Genomic DNA, 17184 nt, shown 5'->3' with positions numbered 1-17184 from the left:
CTTTAGCCGCGATGCTCTTTACGCTGCAAAGCATCGCGGCTAACCGGAGCGCCGGACCAGCCGCTCCTAAGAAATGGCCCCCCCTACATCTGCGCGCGATATTCGCCCGGTGTGCTGTCGAACCAGCGGCGGAAGGCGCGGAAGAAGTTGCTCGGGTCGGCAAAGCCCAGCAGGTAGGCAATCTCCAATAACGTCAGGTCGGGCTGCGCCAGGTATTGCACCGCCAGCTCGCGTCGGGTGTCGTCCAGCAGCTGCTGAAAACTGGTGCCCTCCTCCTGCAAACGCCGCTGCAAAGTGCGCTGCGACAGATGCAGGGCCTGCGCCACGGTTTCCCGCTTGGGCTCGCCCTGGGGCAGCAAGCGGCACAGCAGCTGGCGGGCCTGATGGGTCATGCGGCTTTCGGAAAAACGCGCCAGGTACTCCCCGGCAAAGCGGTCATGCAATTGCGCCAGCGCCGGGTTGGCGCTGGGAATCGGCGCATCCAGATCGGCACGTTCGAACACCAGCGCATAGTGCTCGGCATTGAACTGCAAGGGGGCCTGGAACACCTGTTGATAGGGCAGCAGATCGGCCGGCGGCTCGCCCTGAAAACAGACCTTGAGTGGGCGCAACTCCTTGCCGGTGATCCAGCGACAGAACGCCAGGGTATAGGCCAGCGACGCTTCGGCGCTTTGCCGGGCGGGAATCAGCCGGTCACCGTGGATCGCCAGGGTCAGCGCATAGCCCTCAGGCAGCGGACGGAAATTGAGATCCGCCCCCTCGGCGATAATCCGCTGGAAACGCACCAGCCGGGTAAAGCCCTCTTTCAAGGAGCGGCTGGACATACAGGCATAGCCCACCACATGAAACGACGCCGGGCGCACCACCTTGGCCAGGTTCAAACCAATCGCCGGATTACCGGACAATTGCACGGCACGCCCCCAGAGACGGGTCATACCATCCTGAGAAAAGCGCGCATCCGGATCGGTCAGCGCCTCGTAATCCAGCCCCAGCTCACTGAATAACTGACGGCAATCGACACCACCCATCTCCAGGCCATTGACGATGGCCAGCACCCAACTCGAAGAAGTCGTACGTTCGCTCATGCAAGAGTTCTTGTTCTGGTCACGGGAAGCCGCGCATACAGGCAGCGTGCGCAAAGATAACAAAGTGGCGCTGATTGTCACTGGCCCACGAAGACACTCGTCCTACACTTCATTACACCCTGCCCCTACAACGTCTGCATACAACAACAGGAGGTGTGCCATGAGCACGCAAGCCGCCGAACGTTTCACCAGCTTTGCCCAGTTCTATCCCTATTACCTGCAAGAGCACAGCAATGCCGTATGCCGACGCCTGCATTACGTGGGTAGCTTGCTGGTGCTGAGCATCCTCGGTTACGCCCTGTTCACTCAGCAATGGCTGTGGCTGCTGGCCATGCCGCTGGCCGGTTATGGCTTTGCCTGGGTCGGGCATTTTATTTTCGAGAAAAATCGACCTGCCACCTTTGACTACCCGCTCTACAGCCTGGCGGGTGATTGGGTGATGCTGAAGGACGCTTTTACCGGAAGAATCCCCTTCTAAATGCGCCTGGTCTTCGGCCAGGCAGGCCGGGTAGCGAATGCAAAACAACAACAATAAAGCCGCCAACGAGCGGCCAAGCGGAGAAACCTGATGAATGCTCACGCCCGTTTTACCCATATGAAAGATGGCACCGCGGAAGATTGGGCAATCATTGCCCAGGACTTTATGGCCTTTGCCAAACAGTTGCCGGATCGGGTAATGACCCACCTCAAGCTGCTGGACGGCGACTTCGGCGGCTTTCCGGTGGACCGTCTGACCCATTCGCTGCAAACCGCCACCCGCGCCCACCGGGACGGCCGCGATGAGGAATATGTGGTGTGCGCGTTGCTGCATGACATCGGCGACACCCTGGGTACGTTCAACCACCCGGATATCGCCGCCGCCATGCTCAAGCCGTTTGTGAGCGAGGAAAACCACTGGATGGTGGAAAAGCACGGAATCTTCCAGGGCTACTACTTCTTTCACCACCTGGGCATGGACCGGCTGCTGCGCGAGCAATTCAAGGATCACCCCCAGTACCTGCCCACCATCGAGTTCTGCGCCAAATACGACGCTGCCGCCTTCGACCCGGAATACCAGCACCTGCCGCTGGAGTTTTTCGAGCCCATGCTGCGCCGGGTTTTTGCTCAACCGAAGAACTCGGTTTACAAGGCCGCCACCGCCCAGGCCAACTAAAGGCACATGGCCATCACACAACCGTCGGAGCCCCTGGCTCCGGCCATTCAGCGGGTACGCTTGGCGGTCGAACTTTTGCTGGTTATGATCGCCCACCAATCAAAAGCATGGCCTCTGTTTTGCAGAGAGCGAAGGCGTCCTACAGAGACGTCAGAAAACCAGCAGGGATCGTGTCAACGCCATGAAGTCAGTCAGTATCGAGCGCTCGATCGACCTACCATCTCTACCGCTGCGTGAGTATTACTCGCGGGTTCTGGCCTATATCGCCATGGCCGCCAGCATCGCCGCGGGCACTTTTGTGCAGTATTTCGGCTACAACGTCCTCTGGATGGTGCCGTACGCCCTGCTCTACCCCCACCTCGCTCATCACCTGAGCCAGCGTTTCAAGCAAGATCATCCGCAACAGACCAACCTGGTTCTGCTGTTTATCGATGCGCTGCATAGCGGCGCGGCGATAGCTCTGCTCGGCTTTTCTGCAGTACCGAGCCTGATGTTTGTCCTGACTCTGGTGTTCAGCGCCCTGATTATCGGCGGCCTGCGCTATCTGGGCCTGGCGCTGTTGATCCTGGTCAGCGGTATGGTGCTGACCAGCGTGGTGATCCAGCCGGAACTCAAGGCCACCACGCCGACCCTGGTGTCGCTGATCAGCGTGGTATTCAGCACCCTGTATATCTGCATCACCGCCTATTTCGTGCACCAACAGGGTCTGCGTCTGGATATCGCCCGTAACGAGATCAAGCGTGAGCAGGAAAAAGCCGCACGCCTGGCTCGCAACCTGGCCAAGTACCTGTCGCCCCAGGTGTGGGAGTCGATTTTCAGCGGCAAAAAAAGTGTGCGTCTGGAAACCCAGCGCAAAAAGCTGACGGTGTTCTTCTCGGATATCAAAGGCTTTACCGAACTGTCCGAAGAGCTGGAAGCCGAAGCCCTTACCGACCTGCTCAACACCTACCTCAACGAAATGTCGAAGATCACCCTCAAGTACGGTGGCACCATCGACAAGTTCATTGGTGACTGCGTGATGGTGTTCTTCGGTGACCCGGCCAGCCAGGGTGCCAAGAAAGATGCGGTAAATGCCGTATCCATGGCCATCGCCATGCGCAAACACATGAAAGTGCTGCGCCAGCAATGGCGTGCCCAGGGCATTACCAAGCCCCTGGAAATCCGCATGGGCCTGAACACCGGCTACTGCACGGTGGGCAACTTCGGTGCCGACACACGCATGGACTACACCATCATCGGCCGCGACGTAAACCTCGCCAGCCGCCTGGAAAGCGCCGCCGAGTCCGGGGAAATTCTGATTTCCCACGAAACCTACTCGCTGGTGAAAGACGTGATCATGTGCCGCGACAAGGGCCAGATCACCGTCAAGGGCTTTACCCGCCCGGTGCAGATCTACCAGGTGGTGGACTTCCGCCGCGACCTGGGCGCTGCCTCCAGCTATGTCGAACATGAACTGCCCGGTTTCTCCATGTATCTGGATACCAATGGCATTCAGAACTACGACAAGGAGCGGGTGATTCAGGCATTGAACCTGGCGGCGGAGAAGTTGCGGGACAAGGTGATCGTTTAACACCGTTGAACGTAGCGTAGGTTGGGTTGAGCGCAGCGAAGCCCAACGATCCCTACACCCTGCTGCAAATTGATAGACGTCCTTTTTGGCCACGGTGGCAAAGCGAACACTTGGGTATGGTTGGGCTTCGCCTTTGGCTCAACCCAACCTACGCCACAACCTCAACGCCCAGCTCCACCAACCCGCCATCCAGCAACGGCTACTGCGCCAGAAACTCCAGCGCCGACGCTCGCCACGATTGCTTGGCCGCCGCCAGAGCACAACGCTGACGATCCAGGCCCAAGGCCGCCAAGCAGGCATTGCGCAGGTCTTCGTCCATCACCCCGCTCACGCCTTGCTCCAGCACATCCAACGGCCCGGCCACTGGGAACGCTGCCACCGGTGTGCCACAGGCCAGGGCCTCGAGCATCACCAGGCCATAGGTGTCGGTACGCGAAGGGAACACCAACACGCTAGCCTCGGCATACGCCAGGGCCAATGCGTGGCCATGTTGGTAGCCGAGAAAACGTACCTGCGGATAGCGGCTTTCCAGCTCGGCCCGTTGCGGGCCGTCGCCGATTACGTGTTTTTCGCCGGGTAGATCCAGGCGCAAAAAACCCTCAAGGTTCTTTTCCGGGGCCACCCGGCCCACGTAGAGAAATATCAGTCGCCCCGGGACCTGCGCAGCGGCCGGCGACTGAAAGCGGCTGAGGTCAACGCCCTTGCGCCACAGGCCCAGACGCTGCAAACCCCAAGCGTGAAACTCCGCACGCAGACGCTCGGTGGTAACCAGCACCGCCTGACTGGGACGGTGAAAATGGCGCAGATAGGCGTAGCCCCAGGACAGCGGAATCGCGGGAAACCGCGTATGCACGTACTCGGGAAAACGGGTGTGAATGGCCGTGGAAAACGCCAGTCCACGCTTACTCAGCCAGCGTCTGGCGCTCCAGCCCAGGGGCCCTTCGGTGGCCAGGTGCACGCAGTCGGGACGAAAGTCGCGAATCGCCGCACCGACCTTCCACAGATTCCACACCAGCGGAATTTCCGGATAGGTCGGGCACGGCAGCGCGCGAAAATCCGCCGGCGACAGCAGTTTGACCAAGTGCCCCAGGCCACGCAGCTCGGCAATCAACGCCTGCAGACTGGTGACCACGCCATTCACCTGGGGCGACCAGGCATCCGTGACGATCAGCACCCTCATAAATGAGTAGCCGGTTCAACCACCGCTGTATCGGGCTGACTCACCGCGGCCAGCACCTCACTGACCACGGCCGCACTGGCGGCTTCCTGGGCTGCCAACGCGGCCTGACGCGCCTGATCATCGGCCAGGCGATACAGCTCGATGCTGCCGTCCAGGTGCTCGATCAGGGCGGTGCAGCTCTCCACCCAGTCACCGCAGTTCATATATTCCACCTCGCCCATCTGGCGGATTTCGGCGTGGTGGATATGGCCGCAAACCACCCCATTGAAACCGCGCTTGGTGCACTCGTGGGCGATGGCTTGTTCAAAATCGCTGATGAAATTCACCGCGCTCTTGACCTTGTGCTTAAGGTACGCCGACAGCGACCAGTAGCCATAGCCATACTTGCGCCGCCAGTGGTTGAGCCAGCGGTTGAGGGTCAGGGTGAATTCGTAGGCCGAGTCGCCGAGAAAGGCCAGCCAGCGGTGATAACGGGTGATCACATCGAACTGATCGCCATGCACCACCAGCAGACGGCGGCCATCGGCGGTGATGTGCTCGGCTTCATCCACCAACTGGATATTGCCGAGGATCAGCTTGGAATAGCGGCGCAGAAACTCGTCATGGTTGCCGGTGACATACACCACCTCGGTGCCGCGCTTACTCATGGTCAGCAGCCGGCGAATCACGTTGGTGTGGGCCTGCGGCCAGAAAATCCCGCTGCGCAGGCGCCAGCCGTCGATGATATCGCCCACCAGATAGACCTTGTCGGCCTGGTAACGCTTGAGGAACTGCGACAGGTGTTCGGCCTGACAATCCTTGGTGCCCAGGTGCACATCCGAGATCCACAGGGTGCGTACACGTTGCTTACGGCTGGGTTTTGCGAGCTGAGCGCTGCTCATGGGGCGGCCTCCGGCAGGGTTTAGCCGAGGTTGAGGCCTCGCGGTGACCTGGGTATTACAGGTGCAAGGCAAACTGATGACAGCGCTTTCCTGGATCATTGCCACAGGTAAACTGCGTCAGTCTGCCGAGGAACCTGCCATGCACTCGATTCTGTCCCTGCGTCATTACAGCGATGAGCTGATTGCCCATAGCCATGAACACGCGCAAATCGTCTTCGGCCTCAACGGCCAGCTGGAATTTGAATTAGAAGGCCAAGGCAGCGTGCTGCACGGTCAGCAGCTGTTAGTGATTCCCGGCGGTTCGCACCATGCCTGTGAAAGCCGCCAGGGCAGCGATTGCCTGGTGTTCGATGTACCCGACAGCGAGTGGCTACAGAGCCGCCTCGGCAACCATGCCAAGAATGGCCAGCGCCTGCTCGACCGTCCGCAGACCCTGCGCCTGGGCAGCGCCCAGCAACAGCTGGTGAGCTGGCTGGCCAACAGCCCGATCAACGATCCGGTGATCGCCCAGCAAGGCGCGGCTTTGCTGCTGGCCAGCTTGGCCAGTGCGCCGGTAGAAAGTAGCGACGCGGGCAAGCTGCCGCTCAGCAGCCTGGACCGCTATATCGACCAGCACGCCGCCCACCCCTTGCAGGTGACGGATCTGGCCCGCCTGAGCGGCCTCTCCGCTGCGCGCTTCCACACCCGCTTCCTCCAGCAAACCGGGCAGACACCCATGGACTATGTGCGTCACCGTCGTCTGCAACTGGCCATGCAGCTACTGCGCGACACCTCACTGGCAGTTGGCGAAATTGCCCAGCGAGTTGGTTACAGCTCGCAAAGCGCCTTTACCGCCGCCCTCACCCGCAGCTTTGGCACCACGCCACGGCAGGTGCGCGCACAGCACTGAACAAGAGCCTGGCGACAATTACCGCGAGTTTTGCGACAGACAAGCGCGCTACGCCGTCCTTACACTGCTGCGCTCAACCAGCCGCCGTAAGGAACGCAATGGACACCATCGAATGGCACGACTTTGAACGGGTTGAACTGCGGGTCGGCACCATCATCAACGCCGAGCCCAACGTCAAAGCGCGCAAGCCGGCCTATGTACTGCACGTCGACCTCGGCGAGCTCGGCGTGAAAACCTCCAGCGCGCAGATCACCGCGCACTACAGCGCCGAGAGCCTGATCGGCAAGCAGGTGCTGTGCGTGTGCAACTTCGCGCCGAAGTCCATCGCCGGCGTGCGCTCGGAAGTGCTGGTGAGCGGCGTTTATGACCAAGAAAATCGAGTAGTCTTGGCCAGCTTCGAGCATCCATTGCCCAATGGTGCCCGCCTGGCCTGACACGGATCTCGCAGGAGCGGCTTGCGCCGCGATGCTTGTGATCTTGCTGTTTGCAGGGATCGCGGCTAAAGCCGCGCCTACACAAAGGACCCTTCTTAAGGACTTCCATGAACCACCGCTCCGCCCTCACCGCCTTGCATTGCGGTGCCCTGATGTTCGGTTTCACCGGTGTGCTGGGCAAGCTCGCCACCACCACGCCGAGCATGATCGTGTTTGGCCGTGCGCTGTTTGCGGTGTTGGCGCTGGCGGTGTTCGCCGGGCTGATTGCGCGGATTCCATGGCAGCGCCTGCGCGCCAATGACTGGGGCCGCCTGGCCCTGGGTGGCGTGCTGCTGGCCGGGCACTGGGTGAGTTTCTTTATTTCGGTAAAGGTCGCCGGCGTGGCCATCGCCACCCTGGGCTTCACCAGCTTCCCGGCCCTGACGGTGATCCTCGAAGGGCTGATTTTCCGCGAGCGCATTCGCCGCAATGAGATCGTTCTGGTGTGCCTGGTCAGTATCGGTCTGGTGCTGGTCACCCCGGAATTCAATCTGGCCAGCGGTGCCACTGCCGGGCTGCTCTGGGGTGTGCTCTCGGGTCTGCTGTTCGCCTTGCTGTCGCTGGTCAATCGCGCCGGCTCCGGCAAGCTCGGGCCGGTGCAATCGGCGCTGTGTCAGAACCTGGCGGTGGCGCTGTGTCTGCTGCCCTTTGCGGCACCGGAGCTGGCCTCGGTGTCGGCACTCAACTGGCTGTGGATCGCCCTGCTCGGGGTGTTCTGCACCGGCGTCGCCCATAGCCTGTTCGTCGCCAGCCTGGATGTGCTCAAGGCGCGCACCGCCGCCGTGGTGTTCGCCCTCGAGCCGGTATACGGCATCACGTTCGCCTGGCTGATTTTCTCGGAAACCCCCACGGTGCGAATGATGGCCGGCGGTGTCTTGATCATCTTCGCCATCTTCCTGTCCGCGCGGATGGGCGATGGCAAAACCGCCGAACCGGTCGATGGCCAGCCGCTGAACAGCTAGAGCGGGCGTCATGTACCAAGGGCTTTACACTGCCTTTACCTTGGTCTGACACCCTGCCCCCATGGGCGCTTCGATAATACGGCGTGGCCTGCACCGGAAAGGCCAGGCGTATTTATCTGGAGTTCTCATGATCACGTTGTCGATGGCACGTGCAGCCGGCGTTGTCCTGCTGCTAACCGTTTCCCTGCAAGCCCTGGCCGGCCCTCCCGGCGGTCCTGGTGGGCCCGGTGGCGGCTGGGGCGGGCCCGGCCCGGGCCACGGCCATGGCCTGCCGGACTACTCCCGCGAGGTGTGGATTGGCAGCGCCCTGTATTTCCTCGCCGCCGGCAGCTACTACATGTGGAACGCCGACCGGAAGCAATACGTGGTGGTCGAGGCCCCGCAAACCGTCGCCAGCGTTCCGCCCACCAGCTACGACGTGATTGCCTACCCGGCCCGCGGCCAATCCGCCGACCAGCAAGCCCGGGACCGTTACGAATGCCACAGCTGGGCGGTTTCCCAGAGCGGTTTCGACCCAGCCGCGGCCAACAGCGCACCACCGGCTGCGGCGGCCGATATCTACCGCCGTGCCTTGGGTGCGTGCCTGAGTGGGCGGGGGTACAGCATCAACTGATCGTTCGGTAGGGTATTTCGTCAGGGCGGCAGACGGTACGCCGCTTCAGCTTCTGCGCGTGGCATCGTCCAGCGCCAGGATGGTATGGGCGTTGGCGACCGTGGTGGCCAATGTGTTGATCACGCCGGAGCGCAAGGCTCCCAAGGTCGCGGCAGCCTTGGTGTTTTCACTGGCAATAGCCACCACATCGGGAATTCTCGCTAACTCTTGCACGGTCAACCCGATCACCCGCCCCTGGATCGCGTTGACTGCGGGTTGCCCGTGAATATCGATGAAGTCGTAGCCCATCATGTCGCCCACGGTACCGGACAACCGCGCCTGGGCGATTTCGTGCGGCGAGAACCAACCCATACGTACCATATTGCTGTTTTCGCTCATATCGCCGATGCCAATCAACGCCATGTCGGCACGCCGAGCTCGGTCCAGCGTGGCGCGCACCGTGTCGTTATTGATCATCACGCCGCGCAGCTCCGGATTGGCCACCAGAGCAGGTGCATACAGGGTTTCACTCTCAGCACTAAAACGCAGGGCCAGACGCCGGCAGATATGATCGGGGTTCATATATTCACCTGCTCTGAGCGAACCGCCGATGGCACAGACAAAGGTGCAGTTGCGAGCCACGGGCACAAAGACGTTATCCGCCACCGCGCCGACGTTACGCCCCATCCCCACCGCCACAATCGTGCCGTCATTGAGCGTTCTGTTCAGGTAGCCGGCGACCAGGCTGGCCACTGCCGAACGCTGGATGTCCGGGTCGCTGTGGTCTACAGCGATCAGCGCACGATCCAACTGAAAACGCGCAACCAATGCCTGCTCCAGCTCAGTGTTCAGCGCCGGATGCTGCAACACCCGCACCTCGACCACCCCCTCATCCCGAGCGCGCTTGAGCAATCGACTGACCTTGGCCCGAGACAGGTCGAAGCGGTTGGCGATGACCTCCTGAGTGACGTTCTCGAGGTAGTAGAGCATTGCCACTTCGGTCATCAGATCGATGTCGCTGGCAATGCGCGGGGTACTGTCACTCATGGCGACGGGCTTCCATTTCGGCGTCAAAGGCGCATTCTCTAGGCTCTCGCCCCGTCCCGTCCAGCACTGATCCGCTAGCGCTGCGCGTCGTGCTCAATCGCCTTTATCCGCTCGACCTTAGCAGCGGAACGCGCGGCTTCGAACTCTGCTTCGAGAAACGCTTTGACAACGCTTTTGGCCAACTCCGCCCCAATCACCCGCGCTCCGATCGCCAGGATCTGCGCATCGTTGCTCTTACGTGCACGCTCGGCTGAATAAGTGTCATGGGCCTGCGCCGCACGTATGCCCTTCACCTTGTTGGCTGTAATAGCCATGCCTATGCCCGTACCGCACACCAGTACGCCGAGTCGCTGCTGGCCGGCACTGATGGCGCTGGCCACCGCCAGAGCTATGTCCGGATACAACACCGGCGCTCCTCCAAAGGTACCGAAGTCGGTCACTGGATAGCCGAGCGCTTCGATATGCCGCTTCAACAACTCCTTAAGTTCGAAACCTGCCTCATCACAGCCGATGGCAATTCGTAGCTCTGTGTTCATCGCGCTTCATCCTCCGCTGCCTGCACAATTCAGACTGATCATATGATCATCGACTGAACATACATTCACGCCACACAACAAAACAACTCGACGACAAGCAAGCAGGAACCAGCCTACAAAGAGTGAAGAAGCGTCTATTTCGGGCATTACGCGCAGAAAATAGCCACACAAAAAAACTCAGCAACAGACATTGACCGATCAGAATTTCATTTGATAAACATATGTTCATCTTAAATCTGTGCGCCTAACAACAACTCCACCGCACGAGGACTTCACCAATGGTCACGCCACTCCTGCTCCAGGCCGAACATGTGGGCAAAGCTTATGCCGGGGTCCCCGCCCTACGTGATGGGCGGCTGCTTTTACGGGCCGGCAGTGTTCATGCCCTGTGTGGCGGCAACGGTGCCGGCAAGTCGACCTTCCTGAATATCTTGATGGGCATCACTCAGCGCGATGCTGGGTCCATTCTGCTGAACGGCAAGGCGGTGCACTTCAGCAACCCCGGCGAGGCGCTCGCGGCGGGAATCACCATGATCACCCAGGAGCTCGAGCCGATCCTGCACATGACCGTTGCCGAAAACATCTGGCTGGGGCGCGAGCCCCGTATCGCCGGCTGCATCGTCGACAATGCGCGCATGCTGCAGCGCACCCGTGAACTGCTGGCCAGCCTCGAATTCAACGTCGACGCCAGCAGCCCCATGCATTGCCTGAGCGTCGCCCAGATGCAACTGGTGGAAATCGCCAAGGCGTTCAGTCATGACTGCCGGGTGATGATCATGGACGAACCGACCTCGGCTATCGGCGAGCGCGAGACCGAAACCCTGTTCAAAGCCATTCGCCGCCTCACCGCCCGCGGTGTTGGGATCGTTTATGTGTCCCATCGCCTTAGCGAACTGACCCAGATTGCCGATGACTACAGCATTTTTCGTGACGGTGCCTTCGTTGAAAGCGGGCGGATGGCCGCTATCGACCGTGCCCATCTGGTACGCGCTATCGTCGGCCAGGAGCTGCAACGTATCGATCACAAGGCCGGCCGCGAATGCACCAGTGCGTGCTGCCTGGATGTCGCGGGGCTAAGCCGCAACGGCGAGTTCGAGGACATCAGCCTGCAGTTACACCAAGGAGAAATTCTTGGCATCTATGGCCTGATGGGCTCCGGACGCAGTGAATTTCTCAACTGCATTTACGGCCTGACCAGCCCAGACGCGGGCAGCGTCACCCTGCTGGGCAAACCGATGCCCAGCGGCCTGCCCAAAGCCACCCTGCGCGCCGGTATTTCGCTGGTCACCGAAGACCGTAAAGAAAGCGGCCTGATCCTCAACAGCAGCATTTTGTCGAACATTGCATTGTCGGTTTACCAGCAACTGTCGAGCTGGTCGCTGATCAATGTGCGCAAAGAAACCCAACTGGCCCGAGACATGGTCAAGCGCCTGCAGATCAAAACCACCTCACTGGAGCTGCCGGTTGCCTCAATGAGCGGCGGCAACCAGCAGAAAGTGGTCCTCGCCAAATGCCTGTCGACCGAGCCGGTGTGCCTGCTCTGCGATGAGCCCACTCGCGGCATTGATGAAGGTGCCAAACAAGAGATCTATCACCTCCTGGACCAGTTCGTGCGCGCGGGTGGTGCCGCCATCGTGGTGTCTTCCGAGGCACCGGAGTTGCTGCATTTGAGTGATCGCATAGCGGTATTCAAGGCTGGGCGACTGGTCGCGATCAACAGCGACACCACCCTCACCCAGGAAGCCTTGCTGAGTCTTGCATCATGAATAGCAAAAGCATTGCCGCCCCCTCTCTTGCTCCCTCCCGCCAACGCCGAGGCTTGGCCCTTGACCGTCTCGGATTGCCGCTGGTGTTTATTCTGTTGTGCCTGGTTCTGGCATTCGCCAGCGAGTACTTCATGACCTGGCGTAACTGGATGGACATCCTGCGCCAGACCTCCATCAATGGCATCCTCGCCATCGGCATGACCTATGTGATTCTAAGCAAGGGCATCGACCTGTCGGTCGGCTCGATCCTGGCCTTTGCCGGTCTGTTCAGCGCCCTGGTAGCCAGCCACGGCTACGGCCTTCTGGCGGCAGTCAGTGCCGGAATGTTTGCCGGCACCATGCTCGGCGCGGCCAACGGCTTTATGGTTGCCAACCTGTCGATTCCGCCCTTTGTCGCCACCCTGGGCATGCTCAGCATCGCCCGCGGCATGACCTTCATCCTCAACGATGGCAGTCCGATCACCGACCTACCTGACAGCTATCTGGCCCTCGGCATTGGCAAGGTCGGCCCGATTGGCGTGCCGGTGCTGATCTTCGCTGCCGTCGCGCTGATGTTCTGGCTGGTGCTGCGTTACACCACCTATGGCCGCTATGTGTATGCGGTTGGAGGTAATGAGAAGAGCGCCCGCACCTCCGGAATCGGCGTACGCAAAGTGGTGTTTTCGGTGTACGTGGTGTCGGGCCTGCTTGCTGGCCTGGCAGGTGTCGTCCTGTCGGCGCGCACGACCTCTGCCCTACCACAGGCCGGCACTTCCTATGAGCTGGATGCCATCGCGGCTGTAGTCATCGGCGGCACCAGCCTGTCCGGTGGCACCGGCAGCATCGTTGGCACCCTGTTCGGGGCCCTCCTGATTGGCGTGATCAACAACGGGCTCAACCTGCTCGGCGTCTCCTCTTATTACCAACAGGTGGCCAAGGGTCTGATCATCGTTCTGGCGGTACTGATCGATGTATGGCGCAGGAAAAAACGCTAGTCCGCTTTTATCCGAAAACAACAATAACGAGGTGTACTCCATGAAGCTTTTTACCGCCACGCGGGGCATCACTCTGGCCGCCCTTGCCACGCTATCCCTACTTGCCGGCACCAGCGCCCTGGCTGCCGAAGGCAAGACCTACAAGATCGGCGCCGCCGTCTACGGCCTCAAGGGCCAGTTCATGCAGAGCTGGGTTCGTGAGCTCAAGGCGCACCCCGCCGTCAAGGATGGCACCGTGCAGCTCACCGTATTCGATGGCAACTACGACGCCCTCACCCAAAACAACCAGATCGAGAATATGGTCACCCAACACTACGACGCGATCATCTTCGTGCCCATCGACACCAAGGCCGGCGTCGGCACCGTCAAACAGGCCACGGCCAGTGGCGTGACGGTGATTGCGTCCAACACCAAAGTCGCCGACCCCACTGTGCCTTACGTAGGCAACGACGATGTGGAAGGCGGCCGTCTCCAGGCCCAGGCCATGGTCGACAAACTCAAAGGCAAAGGCACCGTGGTAATCATCCAGGGCCCCATCGGCCAGTCCGCGCAAATCGACCGGGAAAAGGGCGAACTGGAAGTCCTCGGCAAGTACCCGCAGATCAAGATCATCGAGAAAAAAACCGCCAACTGGGATCGCGCCCAGGCCCTGGCCTTGACTGAGGATTGGTTGAACGGCCACCCCAATGGTATTTCCGGCGTCATTGCACAGAACGACGACATGGCACTCGGCGCGCTACAGGCGCTCAAGTCCCACGGCCTGTCTCCCGCCGAAGTACCCGTCACCTCCATTGATGGCATGCCAGATGCCATCCAGGCCGCGCAGAAAGGTGACCTCACCACCTTCTTGCAAGATGCCCAGGCCCAGTCCCAAGGAGCCCTGGATGTCGCGCTGCGCAAACTCATCGGCAAACAGTACCAACCGCAGTCGGTGATCTGGCAGCGCTATGGCAACGACGTGAAATGGAGCGACGGCACCCAGACCAGCTACATCCTGCCGTGGGTACCCGTGACCAGCGCCAACGCCGACGCCCTTTATCGCCAGGTCAGCGGCAGTAACTAGACAACGATCAACACGAGCACGCGCCCTTTCGGCCTGCGTGCTCCCTCTCCCTCAGCACAGGAATCAGGTTCATGTCCAAACCCTGGAGTCAGGCATTCGACCTCAGTAATCGCTGCGCCGTGATAACGGGAGGGGCCGCAGGAATTGGCCTGGCCTGCGCACGCCTGCTTGTCGAGCGCGGCGCGCGAGTGGCGCTGCTAGACCGTGATCCGCAGGTCGTCGAAGTTGCCGCAAGCCTTGGCCACGGCCACCTCGGCATCACCGTCGACCTTACCCAATTGGAGCATGTGCGCAGCAGCATCGACGCCGTCTTCATGCACTTCCTGCGCTTGGATTACTTGATCAACAGCGCTGGCGTCGCCCTGTTGGACAAGGCTCTGGAGGTCGAGGAAAAGGCTTGGGACACCACGCTCGACATCAACCTCAAAGCCAGCTTTTTCGTGGCCCAGGCCTGCGCCCGCCACATGCTTGCCCAAGGCAGCGGACGGATCATCAATCTCGCCTCGCAGGCAGCGGTACTCGGCCTCGATCGTCATGTTGCCTACTGCGCCAGCAAGGCGGCCATCGTCGGCATGACCAAGGTGCTGGCGTTGGAATGGGCGCCGCACATCACCGTCAACGCCATTTCCCCGACCATCGTTGAAACCGCGCTTGGCCGCAAAGCCTGGGCCGGCGAAGCAGGAGAGCGGGCCAGAGCGCAGATCCCTGCGGGGCGCTTTGCCCAACCAGAGGAAATCGCCGGGCTGGCACTTTATCTGTTGAGTGATACGGCAACCATGGTCACCGGGACGAACGTGATGATCGATGGCGGCTACAGCATTCAATAAGCCCTTTTTCCGTGTGAGGTGTAGTCATGTCCACCGTAACCCAACCGGCTGCCGAGCATGCCGCCCCGACCATCCCGAAAACCATGCACGCTGTGGTCTGCTACGGGCCGCAAGACTATCGCCTGGAAACCGTTGCAGTGCCGACGCCTGGCCCCGATGAAATTCTGACCAAAGTCGAGCTGTGCGGCATCTGCATGGGCGACATCAAAACCTACCGGGGTGCGCCCTCGTTCTGGGGCGATAGCCAGCAACCGCGCTACGTCAAACCGCCAATGATCCCGGGGCATGAGTTTGTCTGCCGGGTGGTCGCCCTCGGCCCAGGTGCGCACACACGCGGTGTAAAGGTCGGCGACCGGGTGATCTCCGAGCAAATAGTGCCCTGCTGGGGTTGCCGCTTCTGCAACCACGGCCAGTACTGGATGTGCCAGAAACATGACCTCTACGGTTTTCAGAACAACGTTCAGGGTGCCATGGCCCAGTACATGATCTTCACCAAGGAAGGCATCGTCCACAAAGTGCCGGACGCCATTCCCCCGCAAGAAGCAATTCTGATTGAGCCGCTCGCCTGCTCACTGCACGCAGCTGAACGGGCCAATGTCGATTTCGATGATGTGGTCGTGGTGGCCGGCGCAGGCACGCTCGGCCTTGGCATCATTGGCGCGGTACGTATGCGCAATCCGAAAAAACTGATCGTCCTCGACATGAAGCCCGAGCGAGCCGCACTGGCCTTGCGCATGGGCGCAGACGAGGTATGGAACCCGGCACAGGTGGATGTCCTGGAAAAAATTCGCGCCATCACTGATGGCTATGGCTGCGACATTTATATCGAAGCCACCGGCCATCACCAAGCCGTAAACCAGGGCCTGGCGATGCTGCGCAAACTGGGGCGTTTCGTCGAGTTCAGCGTGTTCAACGACGAGGCCAGTGTGGACTGGTCGATCATTGGCGACCGCAAGGAACTGGATGTACTGGGCTCGCACCTCGGGCCCTACATGTACCCCCGCGCTATCGATTTTATTGGCAGTCGCAAGATCGATATGCGCGACGTGGTAACGCACAAATTTGCCCTGGCCGATTTTCAGCAAGCCTTTGCGGTGATGGAGCGTGGGGAGCATTCACTAAAAGTGGTACTGGAACCATGAACAGCTCAGCCCTTATAAAAAACACCCGGGAGACGGCGTCATGAATCGAGTCATCAACGACCCGGATCAGGTGGTCGAGGACTTTCTGCGCGGTATTCAGCTCGCCCACCCGGAGCTGTGTCAGGCGCAAAGCAACCCACGGGTGATCAAAAAAACCCGTCCCTCGCCGCCAGGCCAGGTTGGCATCGTCACGGGCGGTGGCTCCGGTCATGAACCGGCGTTCCTCGGCTACGTCGGCCCAGGTCTGGTGGATGCCGCTGCCGTCGGCGAAGTCTTCTCCTCGCCCACCGCAAAAAGCTTTTTTGACGCCTTCTGCGCTGCCGACCAGGGTGCCGGCGTTGCCTGCCTGTACGGCAACTACGCTGGCGACAACATGAATGTGAAGCTGGCGATGAAAATGGCCGCCAGCAAGAACCTGCAGGTTCGCACTGTGGTCGCCAACGATGACGTAGCCTCGGTAGCCAAAACCGATAGGGCAAAGCGGCGCGGAGTGGCCGGGGAAATTTTCATGTGGAAAGTCGGCGGTGCCGCCGCTGCAAATCAGTACGACCTGGACGGAGTAATTCGCGTCGCCCAGAAAGCCGTCGATCACTGCCGCTCCATAGGCGTAGGCCTCACGCCCTGCACCATCGCAGCAGTCGGAAAGCCGAACTTCCAGATTGCCGACGGCATGATGGAGCTGGGCATCGGCCACCACGGCGAGCCGGGTATTGCCGTGATGCCCATTGAGTCCGCTGCAGCGATGGCCGACCGCATGCTGGCGGCGATTCTCAGTGATCGTGATTTCAGCCAGGACGACAGTGTCGTGGTGTTGGTCTCAGGCCTGGGGGCGACGCCATTGATGGAGCTGTACATCTTCTATGCGGAAGTCGAACGGCAGCTGCGCGCAAAGGGTCTGGCAATCCACCGCTGCTACATCGGCAACTACTTCACCTCCCTCGAGATGATGGGCGTGACCCTGACCCTTCTGGGCCTGGACGAAGAACTGAAAACCCTGATCGACCATCCCTGCAGCGCCATCGGCATGACCCAGACGGAGTAAAT

At 60.6% G+C, this 17184-nt stretch carries 18 protein-coding genes; 13 read left to right on the top strand and 5 right to left on the bottom strand.

The genetic code is table 11. The features are described 5' to 3' along the window. Nucleotides 1–83: 83 nt before the first annotated feature. Nucleotides 84–1085: an AraC family transcriptional regulator gene (locus ACVW0Y_RS05535; RefSeq protein ID WP_457436607.1), complete on the bottom strand. Its 1002-nt coding sequence runs from the start codon at nt 1083–1085 to the stop codon at nt 84–86. 160 nt (nt 1086–1245) lie between these two features. Here ACVW0Y_RS05535 and ACVW0Y_RS05530 point away from each other — a divergent pair, with 160 nt between their 5' ends. From ACVW0Y_RS05530 to ACVW0Y_RS05520, 3 genes are all read left to right on the top strand, one after another. Next, on the top strand, nt 1246–1563 hold the full coding sequence (locus tag ACVW0Y_RS05530; protein ID WP_457436606.1) for an Mpo1-like protein: 318 nt from the start codon (nt 1246–1248) through the stop codon (nt 1561–1563). A 90-nt stretch (nt 1564–1653) separates the two neighbouring features. Further along, complete coding sequence (locus ACVW0Y_RS05525; protein ID WP_457436605.1) at nt 1654–2238, top strand: HD domain-containing protein; 585 nt, start codon at nt 1654–1656, stop codon at nt 2236–2238. Nucleotides 2239–2419: 181 nt separating this feature from the next. Beyond that, entirely contained in the window at nt 2420–3808 is a 1389-nt protein-coding gene (locus tag ACVW0Y_RS05520) for an adenylate/guanylate cyclase domain-containing protein (RefSeq protein WP_457436604.1), read from the top strand. Nucleotides 3809–4007: 199 nt separating this feature from the next. Here the strand turns inward: ACVW0Y_RS05520 and ACVW0Y_RS05515 are convergent, their stop codons facing one another. Together ACVW0Y_RS05515 and ACVW0Y_RS05510 are read right to left on the bottom strand one after the other, a co-directional pair. Continuing rightward, complete coding sequence (locus tag ACVW0Y_RS05515) at nt 4008–4988, bottom strand: glycosyltransferase family 4 protein (RefSeq protein ID WP_457436602.1); 981 nt, start codon at nt 4986–4988, stop codon at nt 4008–4010. Then, nucleotides 4985–5869 carry a UDP-2,3-diacylglucosamine diphosphatase gene (locus ACVW0Y_RS05510; RefSeq protein WP_457436601.1) on the bottom strand — a complete coding sequence of 295 codons (885 nt, stop codon included), beginning with the start codon at nt 5867–5869 and terminating at the stop codon, nt 4985–4987. The genes ACVW0Y_RS05515 and ACVW0Y_RS05510 overlap by 4 nt, the downstream gene beginning before the upstream one ends. 139 nt (nt 5870–6008) lie before the next feature. Here ACVW0Y_RS05510 and ACVW0Y_RS05505 point away from each other — a divergent pair, with 139 nt between their 5' ends. The 4 genes from ACVW0Y_RS05505 (at nt 6009) to ACVW0Y_RS05490 (ending at nt 8806) form a co-directional block, all read left to right on the top strand. After that, nucleotides 6009–6758, top strand: coding sequence for an AraC family transcriptional regulator (locus ACVW0Y_RS05505; RefSeq protein ID WP_457436599.1), 750 nt, complete (start codon nt 6009–6011; stop codon nt 6756–6758). A 98-nt stretch (nt 6759–6856) separates the two neighbouring features. Next, complete coding sequence (locus ACVW0Y_RS05500; protein WP_457436598.1) at nt 6857–7192, top strand: tRNA-binding protein; 336 nt, start codon at nt 6857–6859, stop codon at nt 7190–7192. Between the two features lie 107 nt (nt 7193–7299). Further along, nucleotides 7300–8193 (top strand): DMT family transporter, encoded by an 894-nt coding sequence (locus tag ACVW0Y_RS05495; protein WP_457436597.1) that lies wholly within the window; start codon nt 7300–7302, stop codon nt 8191–8193. Nucleotides 8194–8320: 127 nt separating this feature from the next. Beyond that, nucleotides 8321–8806 carry a hypothetical protein gene (locus ACVW0Y_RS05490; RefSeq protein WP_457436595.1) on the top strand — a complete coding sequence of 162 codons (486 nt, stop codon included), beginning with the start codon at nt 8321–8323 and terminating at the stop codon, nt 8804–8806. A 45-nt stretch (nt 8807–8851) separates the two neighbouring features. Here ACVW0Y_RS05490 and ACVW0Y_RS05485 read toward each other — a convergent pair whose 3' ends face one another. Further along, on the bottom strand, nt 8852–9832 hold the full coding sequence (locus tag ACVW0Y_RS05485; protein WP_457436594.1) for a sugar-binding transcriptional regulator: 981 nt from the start codon (nt 9830–9832) through the stop codon (nt 8852–8854). Nucleotides 9833–9906: 74 nt separating this feature from the next. Further along, on the bottom strand, nt 9907–10368 hold the full coding sequence (gene rpiB / locus ACVW0Y_RS05480; RefSeq protein WP_457436592.1) for a ribose 5-phosphate isomerase B: 462 nt from the start codon (nt 10366–10368) through the stop codon (nt 9907–9909). Between the two features lie 278 nt (nt 10369–10646). Between rpiB and ACVW0Y_RS05475 the strand changes: the two genes are divergently transcribed. The 6 genes from ACVW0Y_RS05475 to ACVW0Y_RS05450 all read left to right on the top strand — a co-directional run bounded on the left by ACVW0Y_RS05475 (nt 10647) and on the right by ACVW0Y_RS05450 (nt 17182). Next, nucleotides 10647–12134, top strand: a complete 1488-nt coding sequence (locus ACVW0Y_RS05475) for a sugar ABC transporter ATP-binding protein (RefSeq protein WP_457436590.1) — start codon at nt 10647–10649, stop codon at nt 12132–12134. Continuing rightward, a complete protein-coding gene (locus ACVW0Y_RS05470; RefSeq protein WP_457436589.1) occupies nt 12131–13108 on the top strand; it encodes an ABC transporter permease in 978 nt (325 codons plus the stop codon). Before ACVW0Y_RS05475 ends, ACVW0Y_RS05470 begins: the two co-directional genes overlap by 4 nt. 40 nt (nt 13109–13148) lie before the next feature. Continuing rightward, nucleotides 13149–14171: a substrate-binding domain-containing protein gene (locus ACVW0Y_RS05465; RefSeq protein WP_457436588.1), complete on the top strand. Its 1023-nt coding sequence runs from the start codon at nt 13149–13151 to the stop codon at nt 14169–14171. Nucleotides 14172–14242: 71 nt separating this feature from the next. After that, on the top strand, nt 14243–14998 hold the full coding sequence (locus ACVW0Y_RS05460; protein ID WP_457436586.1) for an SDR family oxidoreductase: 756 nt from the start codon (nt 14243–14245) through the stop codon (nt 14996–14998). 26 nt (nt 14999–15024) lie between these two features. Further along, nucleotides 15025–16140 (top strand): MDR/zinc-dependent alcohol dehydrogenase-like family protein, encoded by a 1116-nt coding sequence (locus tag ACVW0Y_RS05455; protein WP_457436585.1) that lies wholly within the window; start codon nt 15025–15027, stop codon nt 16138–16140. 40 nt (nt 16141–16180) lie between these two features. Then, the gene (locus ACVW0Y_RS05450; protein ID WP_457436583.1) at nt 16181–17182 is read left to right on the top strand and encodes a dihydroxyacetone kinase subunit DhaK; all 1002 of its coding nucleotides are present in this window, start codon (nt 16181–16183) and stop codon (nt 17180–17182) included. The last annotated feature ends 2 nt before the right edge of the window (nt 17183–17184 follow it).

Source organism: Pseudomonas sp. TE3786 (genome assembly GCF_054057335.1).
The sequence above is the reverse complement of the archived record's forward strand: the minus strand, read 5'-3'. Positions and strand labels throughout refer to the sequence as shown.

Excerpts from the sequence above, each read along its gene's own strand:
- ACVW0Y_RS05470 (WP_457436589.1), top strand. The coding sequence starts at position 12,131 with ATGAATAGCAAAAGCATTGCCGCCCCCTCTCTTGCTCCCTCCCGCCAA.
- ACVW0Y_RS05510 (WP_457436601.1), bottom strand. The coding sequence starts at position 5,869 with ATGAGCAGCGCTCAGCTCGCAAAACCCAGCCGTAAGCAACGTGTACGC.
- ACVW0Y_RS05455 (WP_457436585.1), top strand. The coding sequence starts at position 15,025 with ATGTCCACCGTAACCCAACCGGCTGCCGAGCATGCCGCCCCGACCATC.
- ACVW0Y_RS05495 (WP_457436597.1), top strand. The coding sequence starts at position 7,300 with ATGAACCACCGCTCCGCCCTCACCGCCTTGCATTGCGGTGCCCTGATG.
- ACVW0Y_RS05460 (WP_457436586.1), top strand. The coding sequence starts at position 14,243 with ATGTCCAAACCCTGGAGTCAGGCATTCGACCTCAGTAATCGCTGCGCC.
- ACVW0Y_RS05515 (WP_457436602.1), bottom strand. The coding sequence starts at position 4,988 with ATGAGGGTGCTGATCGTCACGGATGCCTGGTCGCCCCAGGTGAATGGC.
- ACVW0Y_RS05530 (WP_457436606.1), top strand. The coding sequence starts at position 1,246 with ATGAGCACGCAAGCCGCCGAACGTTTCACCAGCTTTGCCCAGTTCTAT.
- ACVW0Y_RS05485 (WP_457436594.1), bottom strand. The coding sequence starts at position 9,832 with ATGAGTGACAGTACCCCGCGCATTGCCAGCGACATCGATCTGATGACC.
- ACVW0Y_RS05520 (WP_457436604.1), top strand. The coding sequence starts at position 2,420 with ATGAAGTCAGTCAGTATCGAGCGCTCGATCGACCTACCATCTCTACCG.
- ACVW0Y_RS05500 (WP_457436598.1), top strand. The coding sequence starts at position 6,857 with ATGGACACCATCGAATGGCACGACTTTGAACGGGTTGAACTGCGGGTC.
- ACVW0Y_RS05475 (WP_457436590.1), top strand. The coding sequence starts at position 10,647 with ATGGTCACGCCACTCCTGCTCCAGGCCGAACATGTGGGCAAAGCTTAT.
- ACVW0Y_RS05465 (WP_457436588.1), top strand. The coding sequence starts at position 13,149 with ATGAAGCTTTTTACCGCCACGCGGGGCATCACTCTGGCCGCCCTTGCC.
- ACVW0Y_RS05490 (WP_457436595.1), top strand. The coding sequence starts at position 8,321 with ATGATCACGTTGTCGATGGCACGTGCAGCCGGCGTTGTCCTGCTGCTA.
- rpiB (WP_457436592.1), bottom strand. The coding sequence starts at position 10,368 with ATGAACACAGAGCTACGAATTGCCATCGGCTGTGATGAGGCAGGTTTC.
- ACVW0Y_RS05505 (WP_457436599.1), top strand. The coding sequence starts at position 6,009 with ATGCACTCGATTCTGTCCCTGCGTCATTACAGCGATGAGCTGATTGCC.
- ACVW0Y_RS05535 (WP_457436607.1), bottom strand. The coding sequence starts at position 1,085 with ATGAGCGAACGTACGACTTCTTCGAGTTGGGTGCTGGCCATCGTCAAT.
- ACVW0Y_RS05525 (WP_457436605.1), top strand. The coding sequence starts at position 1,654 with ATGAATGCTCACGCCCGTTTTACCCATATGAAAGATGGCACCGCGGAA.
- ACVW0Y_RS05450 (WP_457436583.1), top strand. The coding sequence starts at position 16,181 with ATGAATCGAGTCATCAACGACCCGGATCAGGTGGTCGAGGACTTTCTG.